13 protein-coding genes are annotated in these 16,737 nt (G+C 47.9%); 8 read left to right on the forward strand and 5 right to left on the reverse strand.

All coding sequences use genetic code 11. The annotated features are described in order from the left end of the window. Positions 1-32: 32 nt before the first annotated feature. The 3 genes from ACZ5ZV_RS17540 to ACZ5ZV_RS17550 all read left to right on the forward strand — a co-directional run bounded on the left by ACZ5ZV_RS17540 (position 33) and on the right by ACZ5ZV_RS17550 (position 4,603). Positions 33-2,333, forward strand: a complete 2,301-nt coding sequence (locus ACZ5ZV_RS17540; RefSeq protein ID WP_464118502.1) for an ATP-dependent helicase — start codon at positions 33-35, stop codon at positions 2,331-2,333. A gap of 70 nt (positions 2,334-2,403) precedes the next feature. Then, positions 2,404-2,898, forward strand: a complete 495-nt coding sequence (locus ACZ5ZV_RS17545; protein ID WP_464118503.1) for a hypothetical protein — start codon at positions 2,404-2,406, stop codon at positions 2,896-2,898. 256 nt (positions 2,899-3,154) lie between these two features. Beyond that, the gene (locus ACZ5ZV_RS17550) at positions 3,155-4,603 is read left to right on the forward strand and encodes a HAMP domain-containing methyl-accepting chemotaxis protein (RefSeq protein ID WP_464118504.1); all 1,449 of its coding nucleotides are present in this window, start codon (positions 3,155-3,157) and stop codon (positions 4,601-4,603) included. Between the two features lie 51 nt (positions 4,604-4,654). Here the strand turns inward: ACZ5ZV_RS17550 and ACZ5ZV_RS17555 are convergent, their stop codons facing one another. Next, on the reverse strand, positions 4,655-5,488 hold the full coding sequence (locus ACZ5ZV_RS17555) for a flagellin N-terminal helical domain-containing protein (protein WP_464118505.1): 834 nt from the start codon (positions 5,486-5,488) through the stop codon (positions 4,655-4,657). 278 nt (positions 5,489-5,766) lie between these two features. Beyond that, on the reverse strand, positions 5,767-6,963 hold the full coding sequence (locus tag ACZ5ZV_RS17560; protein WP_464118507.1) for a KamA family radical SAM protein: 1,197 nt from the start codon (positions 6,961-6,963) through the stop codon (positions 5,767-5,769). Between the two features lie 331 nt (positions 6,964-7,294). Here ACZ5ZV_RS17560 and ACZ5ZV_RS17565 point away from each other — a divergent pair, with 331 nt between their 5' ends. The 3 genes from ACZ5ZV_RS17565 (at position 7,295) to ACZ5ZV_RS17575 (ending at position 10,853) form a co-directional block, all read left to right on the forward strand. Further along, on the forward strand, positions 7,295-8,710 hold the full coding sequence (locus ACZ5ZV_RS17565) for a hypothetical protein (RefSeq protein WP_464118508.1): 1,416 nt from the start codon (positions 7,295-7,297) through the stop codon (positions 8,708-8,710). A 68-nt stretch (positions 8,711-8,778) separates the two neighbouring features. After that, on the forward strand, positions 8,779-9,801 hold the full coding sequence (locus ACZ5ZV_RS17570; protein ID WP_464118509.1) for a hypothetical protein: 1,023 nt from the start codon (positions 8,779-8,781) through the stop codon (positions 9,799-9,801). Beyond that, positions 9,798-10,853, forward strand: a complete 1,056-nt coding sequence (locus ACZ5ZV_RS17575; protein ID WP_464118510.1) for a hypothetical protein — start codon at positions 9,798-9,800, stop codon at positions 10,851-10,853. Before ACZ5ZV_RS17570 ends, ACZ5ZV_RS17575 begins: the two co-directional genes overlap by 4 nt. On the opposite strand, the gene ACZ5ZV_RS17580 is transcribed toward ACZ5ZV_RS17575, so the two are convergent. From ACZ5ZV_RS17580 to ACZ5ZV_RS17590, 3 genes are all read right to left on the reverse strand, one after another. Further along, a complete protein-coding gene (locus ACZ5ZV_RS17580) occupies positions 10,789-11,166 on the reverse strand; it encodes a hypothetical protein (RefSeq protein WP_464118512.1) in 378 nt (125 codons plus the stop codon). The genes ACZ5ZV_RS17575 and ACZ5ZV_RS17580 overlap by 65 nt on opposite strands. Before the next feature lie 167 nt (positions 11,167-11,333). Next, positions 11,334-12,713 carry an alginate export family protein gene (locus tag ACZ5ZV_RS17585; RefSeq protein WP_464118513.1) on the reverse strand — a complete coding sequence of 460 codons (1,380 nt, stop codon included), beginning with the start codon at positions 12,711-12,713 and terminating at the stop codon, positions 11,334-11,336. Between the two features lie 10 nt (positions 12,714-12,723). After that, a complete protein-coding gene (locus ACZ5ZV_RS17590) occupies positions 12,724-13,368 on the reverse strand; it encodes a co-chaperone GroES (protein WP_464118515.1) in 645 nt (214 codons plus the stop codon). Between the two features lie 113 nt (positions 13,369-13,481). Here ACZ5ZV_RS17590 and ACZ5ZV_RS17595 point away from each other — a divergent pair, with 113 nt between their 5' ends. Further along, positions 13,482-15,770, forward strand: a complete 2,289-nt coding sequence (locus tag ACZ5ZV_RS17595) for a transglycosylase domain-containing protein (RefSeq protein ID WP_464118516.1) — start codon at positions 13,482-13,484, stop codon at positions 15,768-15,770. 129 nt (positions 15,771-15,899) lie between these two features. Further along, entirely contained in the window at positions 15,900-16,736 is an 837-nt protein-coding gene (locus ACZ5ZV_RS17600) for a DUF6279 family lipoprotein (protein ID WP_464118518.1), read from the forward strand. Position 16,737: the final 1 nt, after the last annotated feature.

Raw genomic sequence — 16,737 nt, forward strand, 5'->3', positions numbered from 1 at the left:
CAGCCCCGAGAACGCAGGTGAAGGAAGCCGCCATGGATGTACTTGATTTTGTTACCAAAAATCTGAACCCCGCCCAGAAGGATGCCGTTGAAACCCTGGAAGGCCCTTTGCTGATTCTTGCCGGAGCTGGTTCTGGCAAGACCCGCGTTCTGACTCACCGTATGGCCAATATCATCGGTCAAGGGGTGGCCGCCCCGGACGAGATCCTTTGCGTGACCTTCACAAACAAGGCCGCCAAAGAGATGGAGCACCGTATTTACAAGATCCTGTCTGACATGGGCGCCATGATTCATTCCCAGCTTTGGATCAGCACTTTCCACAGCTTCTGCGTGCGTGTCCTGCGCCAACACATCACTTTGCTCGACTACAAACCCTTCTTCGGGATCTATGATTCTTCCGATCAGCTCAGTCAGATCAAGAAGGTCATGACGGCTCTGGATATCAACGACAAGATGTATCCGGCGAAGAGCTTTCAAAGCCGCATCAGCAGTGCGAAAATGATGGGACTTTCACCGGACGGGCTTGAGAAGTCCTCCAAGCGCCTGATGGATCAAAAGACCGTGCAGGTGTACAAGGCCTACGAAAACGAAATGAAAAAAGCCAACAGTTTGGACTTCGATGATTTGCTGCTTAAGACTTACGATCTTTTCCGCATGTATCCGGATGTTTTGCAGATGTATCAGAAGAAGTTCCGCTACATCATGGTCGACGAGTATCAGGACACCAATCACATCCAGTACCTGCTGGTGCAAATGCTGGCTTCTGCCCATCGCAATCTTTGCGTGGTTGGTGACGAGGATCAATCGATTTACAGCTGGCGTGGGGCGGATATTAAAAACATCCTGGATTTTGAGAAAGACTTCCGCGATGCCAAGGTGGTGAAGCTAGAGGAAAACTATCGTTCCTCTGCGAATATCGTCAATGGCGCCACGGCGGTTATCAAAAACAACTCTCAACGAAAAGATAAAACTCTTTTCACCTCCAACGATGCCGGTGACTTGATTCACGTTCGCGAAGAAAAGAACGAATACGAAGAAGGACGCTTTGTTGCAAAGACCATCCAGTCCATGATGAATGAAGGCGAAGGGTCCTATAACGACTATGCGATCTTCTATCGCACCAATGCGCAGTCGCGCGTGCTGGAAGAACAACTTCGCACCATGGGGATTCCGTATCGCCTGGTCGGTGGCGTGCGCTTCTATGAGCGTATGGAAATCAAAGACATGCTTTCTTACATGAAGCTGTCCATCAATCCGGCGGACGATATTGCCTTGAAACGTATTATCAACGTCCCGGCACGTGGTATCGGCAAGACCACGATCGAAAAGATTGAAGAGTACGCAGCCCATAAAAACCTAAGCATGTTCGAAGCGGCCTTTAAAGCCTGCGATGAACGCCTGTTCAATGCGGGAACGACCGGCAAGATTCGTCGTTTCCTGGAGCTGATGACCGAGCTTCAAGCGAACGCCAAGGACTTCAAGTTGGTGGACTTCTATCATATCGTTCTGGATCGCACCGAATATCTGGCAGCCCTGAAAAAAGACGAATCCCCGGAAGCGCAAGCGCGGATCGAAAACTTGGAAGAGTTGGATAATGCCATTGCTCAATTCGTCAAAGAGCGCGGTGAAGAATCCACTTTGACAAGCTTCCTTGAAGAGATGGCCCTGGTGAACGATGTGGATTCTTTGGATCAGGAACAGAACTCGGTCACAATGATGACTTTGCATATCTCCAAAGGCCTGGAGTACCCTTATGTCTTTGTCGTTGGAATGGAAGAGAATCTGTTCCCGAGTGCTCGCAGCGCTGAAAGCGACAGTGAAGAGGACGTCGAGGAAGAACGCCGCTTGGCATACGTGGGCATGACCCGCGCTCGCCAGAAGCTCTGGCTGACCTACGCAAAAATGCGCCGGGTTTGGGGGCAGGAACAGTTCAATCCGCCATCCCGGTTCATCAAAGAGATCCCGCAGAATTTGATCGATTTCAAAACATCGGCCGAAGCTCCCCGCTTCGTATCCCGCTATGGCTCCAGTTCTTACGATTCAGACTTTGGCGGCGGCGCTGGCAAGTGGGGCAACACCGGTGGCGGAGGCTTTGAGCGCAACAAAGCCCGCAGTCAAAGCTATGATGATGTGCAGGACTTCCCGGACTACGATGGGGACAGTTCTGGCGGCGCTCCGTTTTCAAAAGGCATGCGCGTCCGACACCCCACCTTTGGGGTGGGCACTGTCTACGCAACGGAAGGCACTGGCGAGAACTTCAAGGTCAGTGTCATGTTCACGGACAATACGGTGAAAAAGTTTGTCGTGAAATATGCTCGACTGGAGCGCGTCTAAGCGCGTTTTGGCTTGCCAAAAAAATGAATCCTGACAGACTTCTTTGGCGTACAAACTAAAGGAGTCTTAAATGAAAAAACTAATCGTGGCTTTGTGCCTATTGTCTTCTTCCGTGTCCTTCGCAGCTAGAAACGTGGCTGCCTATTCCGGTAAAACAGCAAGTATCAACCTGGGTATGTCCAGCTCCGCTTTGAACATCGGTGGCAGAATGGAATTCGACAACGATCAGGGTGCCTTGGGTGCTTACATCTTCCTGCAAACTGAAAAGAAAGATGCCAACGTTCCTCAGGTTCTTACTTTCGGTGCTCACTCTATGTTGAGACTTGTTGAAGCTTCCAACGCCACCGCTTATCTGGCGCCAGGTTTTGGTATTTCCATGATCAAGATGGATGGCATGGATGATAAAACTGTTGTTGGCCCAAGCTTCCGTTATGGTGGTCAGTTGAAACTTCCAAACGGCGCTGGCGCTTTGGGTCTTGAGCGCTTCGAGGCGTGGAACTGGTTCGACAGCGACACATTCTCTAGCACTGCGTTCACTTCGGTTGTGTACTCTTTCAATTTCTAATTGCAAGATTCAATCGCGTTCCAGAAAGCCCGGCACCCCCGGGCTTTTTTTTACCTCACAAATGTTATTCGTCCCCCGAAGATCTCTCCGAGGAAGCTTCACGATCATCTGGAAGATAGCTGGCCGAACAATTCTGTAAGAGGAGAATTCGTCCAGTTCGCCAACGCATTCAAAATGCCGTCAAGTATTAGCTCATGTCCCTAGGGCAATCACCCGATGCGATGTTAAGTTATTTTAACATCTTCAAGGGAATGTGATGATCAAGTCGTGGAGTTTAAAAGCAAAGTTAACATCAATGGGCCTGTTTGTGGCTTTGCTTTCGGCAAGTAGCGGCGCAATCGGATTCTACTTCCTTCACAAAGTCAGTGCCGAATACAAAGTTGTCGCCCAAGACAACCTGCCCTCTGTGAAGGAGCTCGCCGACTTAAGATCCACCATCCGTGAACTCCGCATCCATGTTCGCAGCATAGGCCTGGCAGGAAATTCACAGGAGGATGTAGACCACTATATTGAACAATCCAAAATGCAAATCTCTTCTTTCGAAAAGCACATAGAAGCCTACACTCAGATTGACCGCCAATCTAAGAATCGAAAAAGTTTTCAGGAGTTCCTTAAAAGCTGGCAGGAGTTCAAGGAGTTTGGAACCGAGGTCCTGACTCTGGCAAAGGACTATAAAAACAATGAGGACCGGATTGTCACCTTGATCCGCGATATCTGCGAAGTCAAGGCCGCAGCCATCTACAAACCCCTGCTGGTAGAAACAAAATATCAGGTGGACTATGCTGACAGCTCAGCTGGTAATGCTCAGAATGCCGAAGCGAATGCCCGATCATGGGTCAGTATTTTCTCTCTTGTTGCCATCGCACTTGCGGGAATTGTTTCATTCCTGGCTTCGATCTCTATCGCAAGAAGGGTCAAAAATATCTGTGATGCTTTGGCTTTGAATTCCACGGAAGTCCACCGCGCTGCAAGCAACCTTTCTGACGCAAGCTCAACCGTCCATGATGGAGCCAACAAAGCGGCCTCAATGCTGGAAGCAAGCACAGCCTCCATCACACAAATTGAGTCCATTGTCAGAATCAGCAACGAAAACGCCCTTCACGCAAAGCAGGCTTCGGAACAATCCATGACTTCTGCAGCAGATGGTTCGAAAACAGTTCACCAACTAATGCAATCGATGAATGAAATAAACTCCAGCTCACGCAAAATGCAGGAGATCATCAACATCATCGAAGACATCGCCTTTCAAACAAACCTACTGGCACTGAATGCTGCTGTAGAAGCCGCACGCGCAGGAGAAGCTGGCCGAGGCTTTGCTGTTGTCGCGGACGCTGTACGAACCCTGGCGCAAAGAAGCTCTGTTTCGGCCAAAGAAATCTCAGAACTCATAACGGCTAGTGCCCACTCGATCCAAGATGGCGTCGCCAAGGCTGAACAAAGCCAGAATGTCTTAACGACCATTCAAAAGAGCATCGAACAAGTATCGTCCTACAATCAGAATATCGCCTCCACCAGCGAAGAACAAAGAGTGGGCATTCGACAGGTCAGTGATGCTTTGCTCAGCCTTGATTCCACCTCTCAGGACAACACCAAAGCCTCTGAGCAGGTGTCCCAGATTGCTCGGGACCTCAACGAGAAGACCGAGGCTGTGGACCGATTAATCACAGATTTGCGCGATCTGATCGAAGGACATAAAGCAGCATAAAAAAAAGGGGGATCTCAAACGAGATCCCCCTTTTCATTAACGGAGTTTCGGCTAGCCAATCAGCTTGAGTGCCAATTGATTTGCCTGATTTGCTTGCGACAGAACCGAAGTTCCTGCCTGCAATAAAATATTATTTCTAACCATCTCGCTGGAAGCGGCCGCGACGTCAGTATCACGGATACGGCTGTTGGCAGCGGACAGGTTTTCCTGCGTCACACCCAAGTTGTCTGCTGTGGATGTCAGACGATTCTGCAAAGCTCCCAAATACGCTCGGGTGCCACTGACATTTGTCTGCGCATCATCCAATCTCTTCAAGGCTGTTTGAGCTCCCTCTTTTGTAGAGAAGTCCAAACCGTCCAATCCCAGGGCATCCAAAGTAGCTGCGTGCTTACCTGCTTCAAAAGAAATTCGATCTGCAAACGGATCGTTGCCAATTCCCACCTGGAAATCGAAGTTCGGCGCAGAGCCATCCAAAAGCTTCGTCGTCCCCCAAGTCGTGGACTTTGCGATTCTTTGCATCTCGCTGGTCAACTGCTGCACTTCTTTGTTGAGCATGCCACGTTCAGTTTCACCGACCGTATCAGAAGCCGCCTGAATACCCAGTTCACGCAAGCGAACAATGATGTTCCCCACTTCGTTCAAACCACCTTCGGCCGTTTGAATCATGGAAATACCATCGTTTGCATTACGCTGTGCCTGAGCTGCGGAACGGATCTGCGCCTTTAAGCCCTCGGAAATTGCCAAGCCTGCAGCATCATCTGCTGCTTTGTTGATGCGACTTCCGGACGCGAGCTTGGCCATTGAGTCATTAACGACTCTTTGCGCGCCCACCAGATTTCTTTGTGCGTTGAGTGCTGCAATGTTGGTTGTTACTCTCATTCCCATTTCTTACTTCCCCATCAGTCTGTCATCATCATAGCCACGGCCTCCCTGTACAGTTCATCGCCAACATCCGAGTTGACGACTTGTTCCTTACAAAACTTTTCGGGAGTTCAGCAAAGTACTTCACGAGACTATGGAACGAATTTTACCGGTCGTTAACAAGACACGACCTCTGCGAAGGGCTGATTATTCTACGGGAACTTGTTTTCTTTCCCGGAAGAATACATCTCCGTTGTCTCAGACCGAGAAGACTGTTGGGCGAAGGAAAAGAGTTTTCTTTTTTAAGAAGGACCGGATTTACTGTTTTTCAAGTGCGCCCATTCGGCTTCGTACAAAGAAGCATCGGGCTTGCGGATTCTTTCCGGAGCAGGGCTGATGTACTCGGCTTTGACGCCGTCCCAGCCGACATAATGGCGAGTTCGCCCCTGCTGCCCGACCTCAAAGTTCGGAACAAGGTAAGTTTTGCCACCGCCGTTGGGAATATCCAAAGACAGATTCGGCATCGCCAGACCTGACAAATGCCCCCACAGCTCTTTTTGAATTTCCAATGAATCTTCCACAGAAGTTCGCAAATGATCTGTGCCTTGTGACGGGTCACACTGGAACATGTAATACGGCTTCACGCGCAGATATAACAAGCGACGGTTTAAAGCCTGCACCAGCGCCGGATGATTGTTGATTCCATTAAGCAGAACCATCTGATTCATTACCGGAATTCCGTTATCCACAAGCCTTTCCAGAGCCTCGACCGCTTCCGCCGTGAGTTCTGCCGGATGATTGAAGTGGGACATCAGGAAGACAGGCTTATGCTTCTTCATGATTTGCACCAGATCGTCAGTAATACGCATCGGGCACACCACCGGCATACGCGAACCGATACGGATGATCTCGACATGTTCAATCGCACGCAGATCTGTCAAAACGCGATCCAGCTGCTTGTCGCTGACGGTCAGCGGATCGCCGCCTGACAGAATCACCTCGCGCAATCCTGTGTGCGAGCGAATATACGCCAGGGCCTGCTCGTATTCTTCATTACGGATAAAAGCCTGCTCTTGTCCTGTGAAGTGTTTTCGCGTGCAGAAACGACAATAGACACTGCAAATATCCGTGATCAAAAACAGAACGCGGTCTGAATAGCGATGGATCAAACGCGGAGCCGCTTTATTCACACGCTCGCCCAAAGGATCCAGCATCTGCTGATCGCCTTCTTCGATTTCAAATCGATGTGGCATCAAAATCTGGCGCAACGATTGCCCGTCGGGACCTTGCTTGGCAAGGCTTGCATAATAAGGCGTCGTTCGAACATTGAAGAGTTCTTTCCCACCGACAAACGCCGCTTTTTCATCTTCGTTCAAATCGAAGTGAGCCGCAAAGTCATCCTGCGTTTTAAGTGAATGACGAAGCTGCCAGGTCCAATTATTCCAATCGGATTCTGCAATAGATTCTGGGCGCGGGCTTCGCGGGAAATGAAACTTCATGGCTGTTTTATGAAGGAAATGGCTCTATTTAGCAAGGAGAAGGCCCTTTACCTTGCAAAAAGTGACCGAAAGGGGCGCTTTTCAAGGAATCTCGCACAGTCCCCTTTGACTCTTATAACTAGCTGAAAATTCGTGGTTTTTACCCATTCTCAGGGTGGGACACCACAAGTTTTACAGTCGCCCTTTGGCAAATCTGCTTTCTCAACATGAGAACCCTTAGACATTCCATGCGCTTAGAACCTCTGGCATAGGCACCCCGTTTTGGCCCGGCCTTCGCTTTACATCTGTGTAGATAAAAGGGACTGGATGCTCCCTTCATATAGGAGGACTTATGAAATTCACATACCCACAAAAGAAATGGGTTCTAACGACAGCCTTACTGGCTGCTCTAGGTGTTAATGTATCTTTCAACTCTCACTCTGACGGGATTGCTTCCGCAGACTTCGCTTCCACAAGCGGCGATCTGATGGAAAGCAAGGTGTACACCGCTGACGGTGTCATGCCCGTTAAATACATTGATAATGGGGATGAGGAAGTCCTGGCCCTGGTTCCAAAGAAAACAACTGAAGGTAAAATCTGCGAAGGCAAATGCGGATATGACACCATTACTTTGAGTGTTAAAAACAAATCCGATATCGATTCCCTCAACGTGGAATTGATGAAGCAACTTGCCAAAGACTCTGCCGCTTCCAAAAAGAAAGTCGTAAAGAAAGTGGAAGTGGAAGAAGAAGATGCGGTTGAGGAAAAAGAAGAAGTTGTAGTGAAAAAGAAAGTTGTCGACCCGTTTAGAAACATCATCAAAGATTGTGAAGCTGCATCCTATACAGACGAAGCCGATGTGAGCTGTATCAGCGATAAGTATCTTGATATCTTGAATGACAAGAATAAAGCTAAAAATATCACAGCTAAACAAGCTTTGGAGTTCTACAACGAAGAGATTCAATCTCGCATCGCTTCTGATATTGCAAAAGCCAGACATATCAGCGCCACGGTGAGAAGAGCTCAGATCGATCCAACATATTACAATGATATGCTGGAGTTCGAAAACCCGACACAGCAAGTACGCGAGGCTCTAAATAAGGCCGCAGACGCTTCAGCAGATATTTTGAGAGACACTCCGGAAAAGTTCGAAGTCGTGCGTCAGAAGGCTGTTGCACTTCAAGCTGAGATTCTAAAAAGAGAACTTATTCAATACAAAGAGGTTCGCGTTCAGGCAGAACAAAGCAAAGGCACAAACGAAGGTCTTTTCCTTTCAAATGAAGCGCTTCACCGCATGCCGGAAGTAAATTCCCTGCGTGACATGCTGATCTCTAACTCAGCTAGCGCATTGAGAGAAGCTCGTTCTGAAAAGAATATCACCTCCGATCAAGCAACAGCTTACAACAAATATCTGCTTGAGATCAGCAATGCTGTTTCCCAAATCTTGAGTGGAAAAGATAGCACTTTCATGCAAAATGTTCCGACATCACAATCTATTGACCTAAGTACTAGACTACAAAATCCAGGTCGCGGTGTAAGCATCGGCACCATTCCTGGCCAAGTTCAAGTTCCGACTACTCAGATTGGTGTGATTCCTCAACAGGGAACAACCGCTCCGGCAGCAACAAACCCCGTATCAACTAGAACTGGGTCTACTCTGTCGGCTCCGCTAAGCACAAGTGGCGGCGGAGTGTCCTTCGGAACTCCTCGTGAAGCAACGGCGGAAGCTCTACAAATGAGACAACAGATCCGCGGTCGCACACAATAAGATATTACCAATTCCAATCCTCCCAAGGGTCCACGATGGACCCTTGTCCTTCTGAAAGGAGAAAAAACATGAAAAGAGTCATTTCTATTTCACTAGCAGTGATGACTATTTTGATGGGTTGTTCTTTTTCAAAGGATAAACATACGCCAGCAGAGCCTGTATCTACTGAACTCAAGAATGCAAACTCCTTTCAGCATTCAATTCTCTATTCCTCATTTTCAGACCTAAATGTCATTCTGAAGACAAAGTCAGAACTAGAAATAAACACTCATTTTCCTGACGGAAGCACACCCCTTGAAACCGCTGTTTATAGAGGGAATGCAGAAATCACTGATGCAATTATTTCAGCAGGGGCGTCTCCATTTATTAAGAACAAAATAACAGGACGATCTCTTTACGACACATACCTAACTGTAAAAAAAGGAGAGACCGACTCCCTAAGAATTGAATCTTTCCTCACCAGTTCCCGGGCAGTCTCGCAAATAAAAGCGAATATCAAGTCAATTATCACGCAAGATCCCGATGGCTATCTTCGTAAGGTTCTGACATTAAATATACCTCTTACCATAATATTCGATAGCCTTTTTCAGCTTTACCCAAAATTTCCTCTGTCTATTGTCGAGAAAATAATCGCTACTCCATCCCTAGACAGTGAGTTGACAGCCAAACAGAAAGAGACTGCCTCGAAACTTTTTATCAAAGAACTTAATACTCAACTGAGCTCGGAAAACCCTCACTTTTCCCTACTGAAATTCTTCTCTGTCAAATCTCACCCCTCTATCATCAGCTATAGATTTGATACGGAGGACAGTACCTATCATATTAGTCCGGCGGCACTTATAGTATGGAGAAACAGTCGTATTCCTCCAAAGCATGAGTCATTAGCGGCGCAGATCCAGGATCTAAGCAACTGGTCAAAAAGCAATGCAATAGCGATTTGCAGCTCTGACTGCAAAGATCTTCAAAATGCAGAACGAATTGTAACTTATGAAGAGATTCTGAAAGATCCAACTTTGGTAGATATCATGAACGATGCTCTTTCTGAACAACCAGGGATATTTTGGCAGGTGCCGGATATGGAGCCAAGATGATCAGATTCTTACAGCTCTGCCTAATTATTGCATTTGTCGGGTTATCTTGCTCATGTGCCTTTAAAAAAGAAGATCAAACCAATGCTCCAATAGCTGCCAAAACCAGAGAAAATCCTCTTTTTCATTCTGTTTTGTCGTCGTCTGTGGAAGACCTCGCCGCTCTTTTAAAATCACATCCAGCTCATGAGCTATCGACTCTAGAATCAGATGGGAAAACTTTACTAGAAACCGCTCTAATCAGAGGAAACGGCAGTATCGTATACTTGCTACTGAAAGCAGGGGCTTCTCCCTTTCATAAAGGTTCATCCTCTGCATCTAAACCCTATGAGCTCATGCTCACCTCAAAGCTAAACGCAGCATTGGTCGGAAGCTGGGGTCTTAAACTCTATAAAGACACAATTATCCAACCTGTGCCATTAGAGAACACATGGAAATCTCTACAAGATCTGGGAATGAGCTGCAATGACATCATAACACTGGACTCTTTCATGGCTGACAACACAGGTCAAAGCAGCCAAACTGCTGCTACTCTGTTGCAAAACCACTGCGTACAGTCCCTCGCGACAGCATACATAAAAGAGGCTATTAAAAGATACATCATAGCAGCAATAAGATATCAAAAATGGGATCACCCATACATGATCTCGTTGATAGATTCACATGAAATTAGAACTACCCTATTGCAGTTTACTTCAAATAATAAATCTTTAAAGATAGGAATCAGAGCACTACTCGAACTATCGTTGAAGTACTCATCTTCAGAAGAAAAGAAAAAGTTTATCGCTGGCATTATTGGGGGACTCCCAAAAAACGTCTCCTCTCAAATCGAGTATACGCTAGATACAGAAGGTCCTATAGCGACATTTAGCACATACTCCGACTCATGGATTGCACCGCCTTTACAAGAGCAACTAATTCCTCTAATAAGAAGCCTGGAAAGTATAGTAACCCCTATGCAAGAGTATCCATGGCTTCACAGAACATCACTTAGCGCATCATCACCCGCAGGCGAACCGGTTCACGAGGGCGCAGGGTGGACAGGTACATTCTAACGTAGCGGACTTTGGATTTTTGGAATATGTCGGACTGCTGCATTCCAAAACGATAATCGCCTTCCAAACGCCAGGCAGGTAAAGACCAGCCGTTTTCCGTGATCACTTCGGCTCTTTGAATGCGGGCGCCGCCCGGATTCATGACTTGAACCATGATTTCCTGATACTCGACCTTGCCTTTACGCAAAACAATCTGCTGGTATACAGGATAGTCGGCAAAGATCGTTTCATAGGCCACTTCCGTCCAAGCCTGAGCGGAAGAAGTGAAACCTGAAATCCATAGAAAGACCGCCGATAGAGCGAAAGTTTTCATAGATAGCCTCCTGGAAGTCTGATCTTACAAAGATCTCGGAGGTTATCCACGCTGTTTTAAGGCAAAAAAAATCCCGGGGGACTTTCGCCCCCCGGGCCCTGCTCACCACCAAACAAGATGTTTCAAGTAGTCATCAAGCTGTCGTACAAGTTGCAATCATGCTGTAATCAAAAGCTGATGGCGGCTTTAGATGCAAATCCAAATGTAAACCCGTTTTCCAGGTTGTCATTGCCGTTCTTCCAAGCTTCGCCTGGGAACAACAATCCGACCTGATTCACCCACTGGATACGATCACTGTGTTTGTAAACCACGTCGATATCCCATTCTAGGCCCAGATCTTTTGAAGAATCAACAGAAGAATTTTGGGTTTGCATCAATTGTGCATACACCAAAGTGTTACGAAGATCGATTCTTTCGGACCAAGCATAGTTCACGGACGGAGCCAAGTACATCGTGTTGCTGATAGATTCATCATCCGCAGAATTCCCGATGCTCATTGTGCCGTCTTTAACCACATTGGTGTTCAGGAAGTCTTTTTGCCCCAAACGTTGGTTGAAAAGAAGCATTGCCACGTCATAGTTGCGGTTGAAAGCATATCCACCAAAGTCATTGGAAGAGTCATTCCCTGTTGCCATACCCAAACGAACTCTGTAGTCCCATTTGGATTCTTTTGCCGGAACATTGAATTCCATCGCCAACCCATAACCGTTCAAACCGATGTCTTTCGTGCCATTTGTCACACCTGTTTCACCGGATTGGAAACCCGCTTCGAATTTGAAGTCGAAGGAGTCAAAACCACGACCCAAGACAAAGTTGGTTCTTTGTACGTTCATGTTGGAATTAACACTGTCGCCACCATAAGCAGCAATTTGATCCGCAGAATAGTTCAGTGCCTCTTTCACACCTTTGGTTGTTTCCTGATAGATACCAAGAAGAGACTTGTTTTCTTCGCTTTCATACTGAAGCTGGAATCCCATGGTCGTAACAGATCCACCCTGACCAAAACCTGTGGACTGCTTACGTCCAACAGATGGCATAAAGAACCAGTCACCCACGACAATTTTGTAAGCAACCACGTCGCGAGTGTCGTACCAGTGATCAAACATGCCCTTGCCAGAGCTGTAGGTCATGCCCAAACCGAAATCAAACGGCGAACGACCCACGATCAGAGCGCCGTATTCCTGGTTCACAGTCAAATACAACTGGCTGACCTTCACATCCGCAGAGCCCTGGTTGTTAGAGTTGGCAGGCGCACCTGAGTTCAATCCCCAGATATCACCCAATTGAGAATTCGGATACGCCTGACTGTTCAAAATATCGAAGCGGGAAACAACGTTCACACCATCCGCTGCGATTACTTTCGGACTCAGGTAAAGATAGTTGGTACCGTAGGCTTTTCTTTCTGTCGGCGTCCCCAAGGACGGACGATCCACCTCTGTCCATTCAAAACGGTAGCCGCCGCTCCAGTCCAAAGACATCGCATGAGCCGCTGGGGACAAAAGCGCCACAGAAAGACCCAATGCTTTCAGAAGATTCTTGTTCAACATTTTCATTCCTTTACTTAGAGACAACGCCCATCACGTCGCCTTCGCGCAGGATGATGAGGTCTTCGTTTTGAATTTTGATTTTAGTACCGGCATATTCAGAGAAAACGACTTTGTCGCCCACCTGAACATCCATCGGACGCAAATGGCCCTTTTTGTTGATGTGACCACGTCCAGCCGCAACGACATAACCTTGCAGGTTGCCGGAGGTGTCCGCCACCGTATCAGGGATGTACAATCCGCCCGCAGTCATCTTTTCCGCACCAGAAACCTGAACAATCAGACGATCATCCAACGGAGTCACAAAGTTGCTAAGATCCAATTTCTTTGCCGGAGCTGTGTTTTTGATCAAATGAGCTGTCGGCATAGCCACCGTTTTCGGCGCCACAGACTTCTTCGCTGCTGCTTTTTTTACAGGAGCTTTCTTAGCCGCAACTTTCTTTGGAGCAGCCTTCTTGACAGCTGCCTTCTTCACCACGGCTTTTTTCGCCGGCTTTTTAGCAACCGTTTTTTTAGTGACGGACTTTTTCACAGCCGCCTTTTTAGGTGCCGCTTTCTTGGTTGCGGATGATTTTTTTACGGGAGCTTTTTTGGAAGGCGTCTTTTTGACGGCCTTTTTTACATTGGCTTTTTTTGCAGAAGATTTCTTCTTAGCCACAAACAATCCTTTCACAAAGGCAACTTAATGAAAAACATTTCAAAGGTTGTTCAGCAAGTGAGTTTCGTACTACGCTGTTATCTATGTTGCGACCACGATTAAAGACTATTTTATTGGCTTTTACAATCCTTCTGACGCTTGTAATCATCTGCGGGCTTGGGGTTGGTGTCTATTCCTACTTTGCTCTGGAAAAGGAACTTGTCTCCAAATTGGAGTCCAAGAAGTTCATTGTGCCGACCGAGTTCTATGCAGCTCCGCCGACATTTCAAACACAAAGTCTGATGCAAATTAACGACGTCGAAAAACAACTTTTGCGTCAGAACTACCGCCGTCGCGAGTTTGATCAGCGGATTCTGCCGGGGGATTACTTTATTGCCGATCGCGAACAGTGCGCAGCCCGCCTGCAAGTCGGCCTTGATGAAAACCAAGAGGCCTGTATTGGTTGGGTGACTCAAGACACACCGACGCAAAAAAGTGACAGCTCCTTGCAGGTTCTGGTCATTCAGAAGGACCGCCTGATTTCTCGAATCTACAAAGGCGCCCCCTTTGTGGAGGTTCACGAGGCATTCAGCGAGGCCCCACTGCTTGCTCAATATATCGGCAACGAACCCTTGATGCAGAAGACCGTCAGCCTGGGGGAAGTTCCCCCCATGTGCTCAAATGCGATCATGTCCATCGAAGATGCGCAATTCCTAGAACACGGAGGAGTCAGCATCAAAGGCATCTTCCGCGCTTTGGTAAAAAACATCACCACCGGTCGAAAAGCTCAAGGTGGCAGCACCATCACCCAACAGCTGGTGAAAAACTACTTCCTGACCAGCGAACGTACTTTAAAAAGAAAATATCAGGAATTCATCATGTCCATTTTGCTGGAGTCTCGTTTCAGCAAAGACCAGATTCTGGAAACCTACCTGAACATCATCTATTTGGGACAAAATGGCGCCTTCCAGGTTCGTGGTTACGGCGCGGCTGCACGTTACTATTTTGGCAAAGAACTGACAGATCTTAACATCAGTGAGTGCGCACTGATGGCGGCTATCGTCAACAGTCCGGGCCTTTACAACCCGTTCAAAAAACCGGTCAATGCGGAACGCCGGCGCCATCTGGTTTTGGATAAAATGAAAGGCTATGGATACATTTCCGAAGAACAGTTCAACGAAGCCGATCGCCAACCTTTGCCGGGGGCCCCACGAAGCACGGCCTCTGAAACCGCCCCTTACTATCTTGATGCTGTTCGCAAACAACTGGCCAGCCAAGGCATGAATCCCGACGGACTAAAAATTTACACCGCTTTGGATCTGGAGGCTCAAGAGGTCGCACAGGACTCTTTGCGCAATCACCTGGAAAATCTTGAAAAGTCCAACAAACACATCGCTGGCTTGAAAGCCAAGGGCAACATCCTGGAAGGCAGTGTGCTGGTTGGCAACAACAAGACGGGTCTGGTCAGTGTCGTCGTCGGAGGGCGTAACTTCCGCATGACTCAGTTCAACCGCGCCATTGATGGACATCGTCAGATTGGCTCCATCATGAAACCGTTCGTTTACCTGACGGCCCTGATAAACAACAACCCCGAAACGGATCAACCCTATACTCCCATCACTTTGCTGAACGACGAAAAGTTCACATACAAATACGAAGGGCAAGCTTGGTCGCCAGATAACTACGGCAAAAAATATTTTGGCTCGGTTCCGATGTTCTATGCTTTGAAAAACTCGCTGAATGCTGCAACAGCGTCCCTGGGTTTGGCGGTGGGGCTTGGAAATATCATTGATGTAACCCACACCATGGGGGTGACCTCCGAGCTGAAATCCTTCCCGGCCATGACATTAGGGGCCTTTGAAATGTATCCCCGCGAAGTTCTGCAAAGCTATATGAGTCTGGCGGCCATGGGGCAAAAACCCTCCCTGTCCTTCATTCGCAGGGCGCTGAATTCTGATGGTCAGGAAGTCTATGTCCACAACCCGCGTCCGACACCAACAGTTGATCCTGCAGCGGTGGCAAGTCTGGTCAGTATGATGAAACAAACCATTTTGTCCGGAACCGCCCGCTCTATCACTTTGAATGGCTTCTTTAATCCCGCCGCAGGTAAAACCGGAACAACCAGCGACAACAAAGATGCGTGGTTTGCGGGCTTCACACCTTACATCACCACCGTGGTTTGGGTGGGTTATGACAACAATCTGCCACATAAGCTGACGGGCTCCAACGGCGCCGTGCCCGTGTGGACTCAGTTCATGAAAAAAATGGGGACACGCTTCCCTGCCGATGACTTCCCTTGGCCGGAAAACACCGAAAAAGTAATGCTGGATCAACAAACTCTGGAGTCCCTGAACGCCTACAAGGAAGGCGACCCGACACAAGTGGAACTCATTTTTGACAAAGCCAAAGCTCCGGACCTTTGAACGGAAGTTTCTTTTTTTCGCCCGGATTCAACTCCTTCCTCTGATACGCTCTTAGGAAGGAGTTTACAAAAACCGGGTCCCCCATCTTGATTTTACGCCGTCTGAAGAACTCGCAAGCAAAAACATTTCATGAACAGAGTGCTGGCTGCTGTTTTATGCCTTGGATTTCTGGGCTTAACCGGTTGCAACCAACTGGGCCTGGCTTTCCGCTGGGCTGACACCTACATCGCCTCCAAGGTCGACGACTACTTTGACATTTCCTCCAAGCAAAGCGCCTCTTTAAAGGACGGCCTCAAGAAAGATCTAAAGGACCTCAAATCGGATCCGATCCCTCAGTGGGTCGCCCGCTTTCGCAGCATTCAATCCGAGGTGAAAACCGGGAATCTGAATCCCGAACGCACTCAGTTTTATTTTGATCTGTTCATGAAAGACATCGAGCATATCAATGGCAGGTTCTCAGACACCGCCAATGTCTTTATCTCGAACACCCAAAACGACCAACTGGACTACTTTGCCAAAGCCTTCCAGAAGAAAACACGGGAGGATTTTGAGAGGTTTCAAAAAACCACTCAGTACCGGAAGGACATGCGCGAAAAATATCTGGAATACTTCGAGATGTTTCTGGGCTCACTCAACAAAGATCAGCAGGCCCTGATCGACGCCCATTTAACCGAGGCCCCATTCCCCGGAGAACTCAAGGCGCGCAACAAGGCTCACATCATCTCGCTGTACCTTCAGGGCAACAAGACGGCTGAAGCCCGTCGCCAGTTCCTGAAGCAATACTACAATGATCCGACAGCCCTGAATCTGCCCGAATACCAGAACGCCTATCAGAATTATCAAAATCAGCTAAAGAAGCTGGTGATAGAAGTGATGGTCACCCTGACCGAACAACAGAAAAGAAACCTGATTGAAAGTTTGAATGAAAAAACCGCTCAGCTGGAGCGTATCGCCAACGCGGGTTAAC

Source organism: Bdellovibrio sp. HAGR004 (assembly GCF_055397015.1).

What these genes read in the sequence shown, in the direction of transcription:
- ACZ5ZV_RS17550 (WP_464118504.1), top strand. Translation starts at nt 3,155, where the DNA reads ATGATCAAGTCGTGGAGTTTAAAAGCAAAGTTAACATCAATGGGCCTG.
- ACZ5ZV_RS17565 (WP_464118508.1), top strand. Translation starts at nt 7,295, where the DNA reads ATGAAATTCACATACCCACAAAAGAAATGGGTTCTAACGACAGCCTTA.
- ACZ5ZV_RS17585 (WP_464118513.1), bottom strand. Translation starts at nt 12,713, where the DNA reads ATGTTGAACAAGAATCTTCTGAAAGCATTGGGTCTTTCTGTGGCGCTT.
- ACZ5ZV_RS17570 (WP_464118509.1), top strand. Translation starts at nt 8,779, where the DNA reads ATGAAAAGAGTCATTTCTATTTCACTAGCAGTGATGACTATTTTGATG.
- ACZ5ZV_RS17540 (WP_464118502.1), top strand. Translation starts at nt 33, where the DNA reads ATGGATGTACTTGATTTTGTTACCAAAAATCTGAACCCCGCCCAGAAG.
- ACZ5ZV_RS17560 (WP_464118507.1), bottom strand. Translation starts at nt 6,963, where the DNA reads ATGAAGTTTCATTTCCCGCGAAGCCCGCGCCCAGAATCTATTGCAGAA.
- ACZ5ZV_RS17555 (WP_464118505.1), bottom strand. Translation starts at nt 5,488, where the DNA reads ATGGGAATGAGAGTAACAACCAACATTGCAGCACTCAACGCACAAAGA.
- ACZ5ZV_RS17600 (WP_464118518.1), top strand. Translation starts at nt 15,900, where the DNA reads ATGAACAGAGTGCTGGCTGCTGTTTTATGCCTTGGATTTCTGGGCTTA.
- ACZ5ZV_RS17580 (WP_464118512.1), bottom strand. Translation starts at nt 11,166, where the DNA reads ATGAAAACTTTCGCTCTATCGGCGGTCTTTCTATGGATTTCAGGTTTC.
- ACZ5ZV_RS17545 (WP_464118503.1), top strand. Translation starts at nt 2,404, where the DNA reads ATGAAAAAACTAATCGTGGCTTTGTGCCTATTGTCTTCTTCCGTGTCC.
- ACZ5ZV_RS17575 (WP_464118510.1), top strand. Translation starts at nt 9,798, where the DNA reads ATGATCAGATTCTTACAGCTCTGCCTAATTATTGCATTTGTCGGGTTA.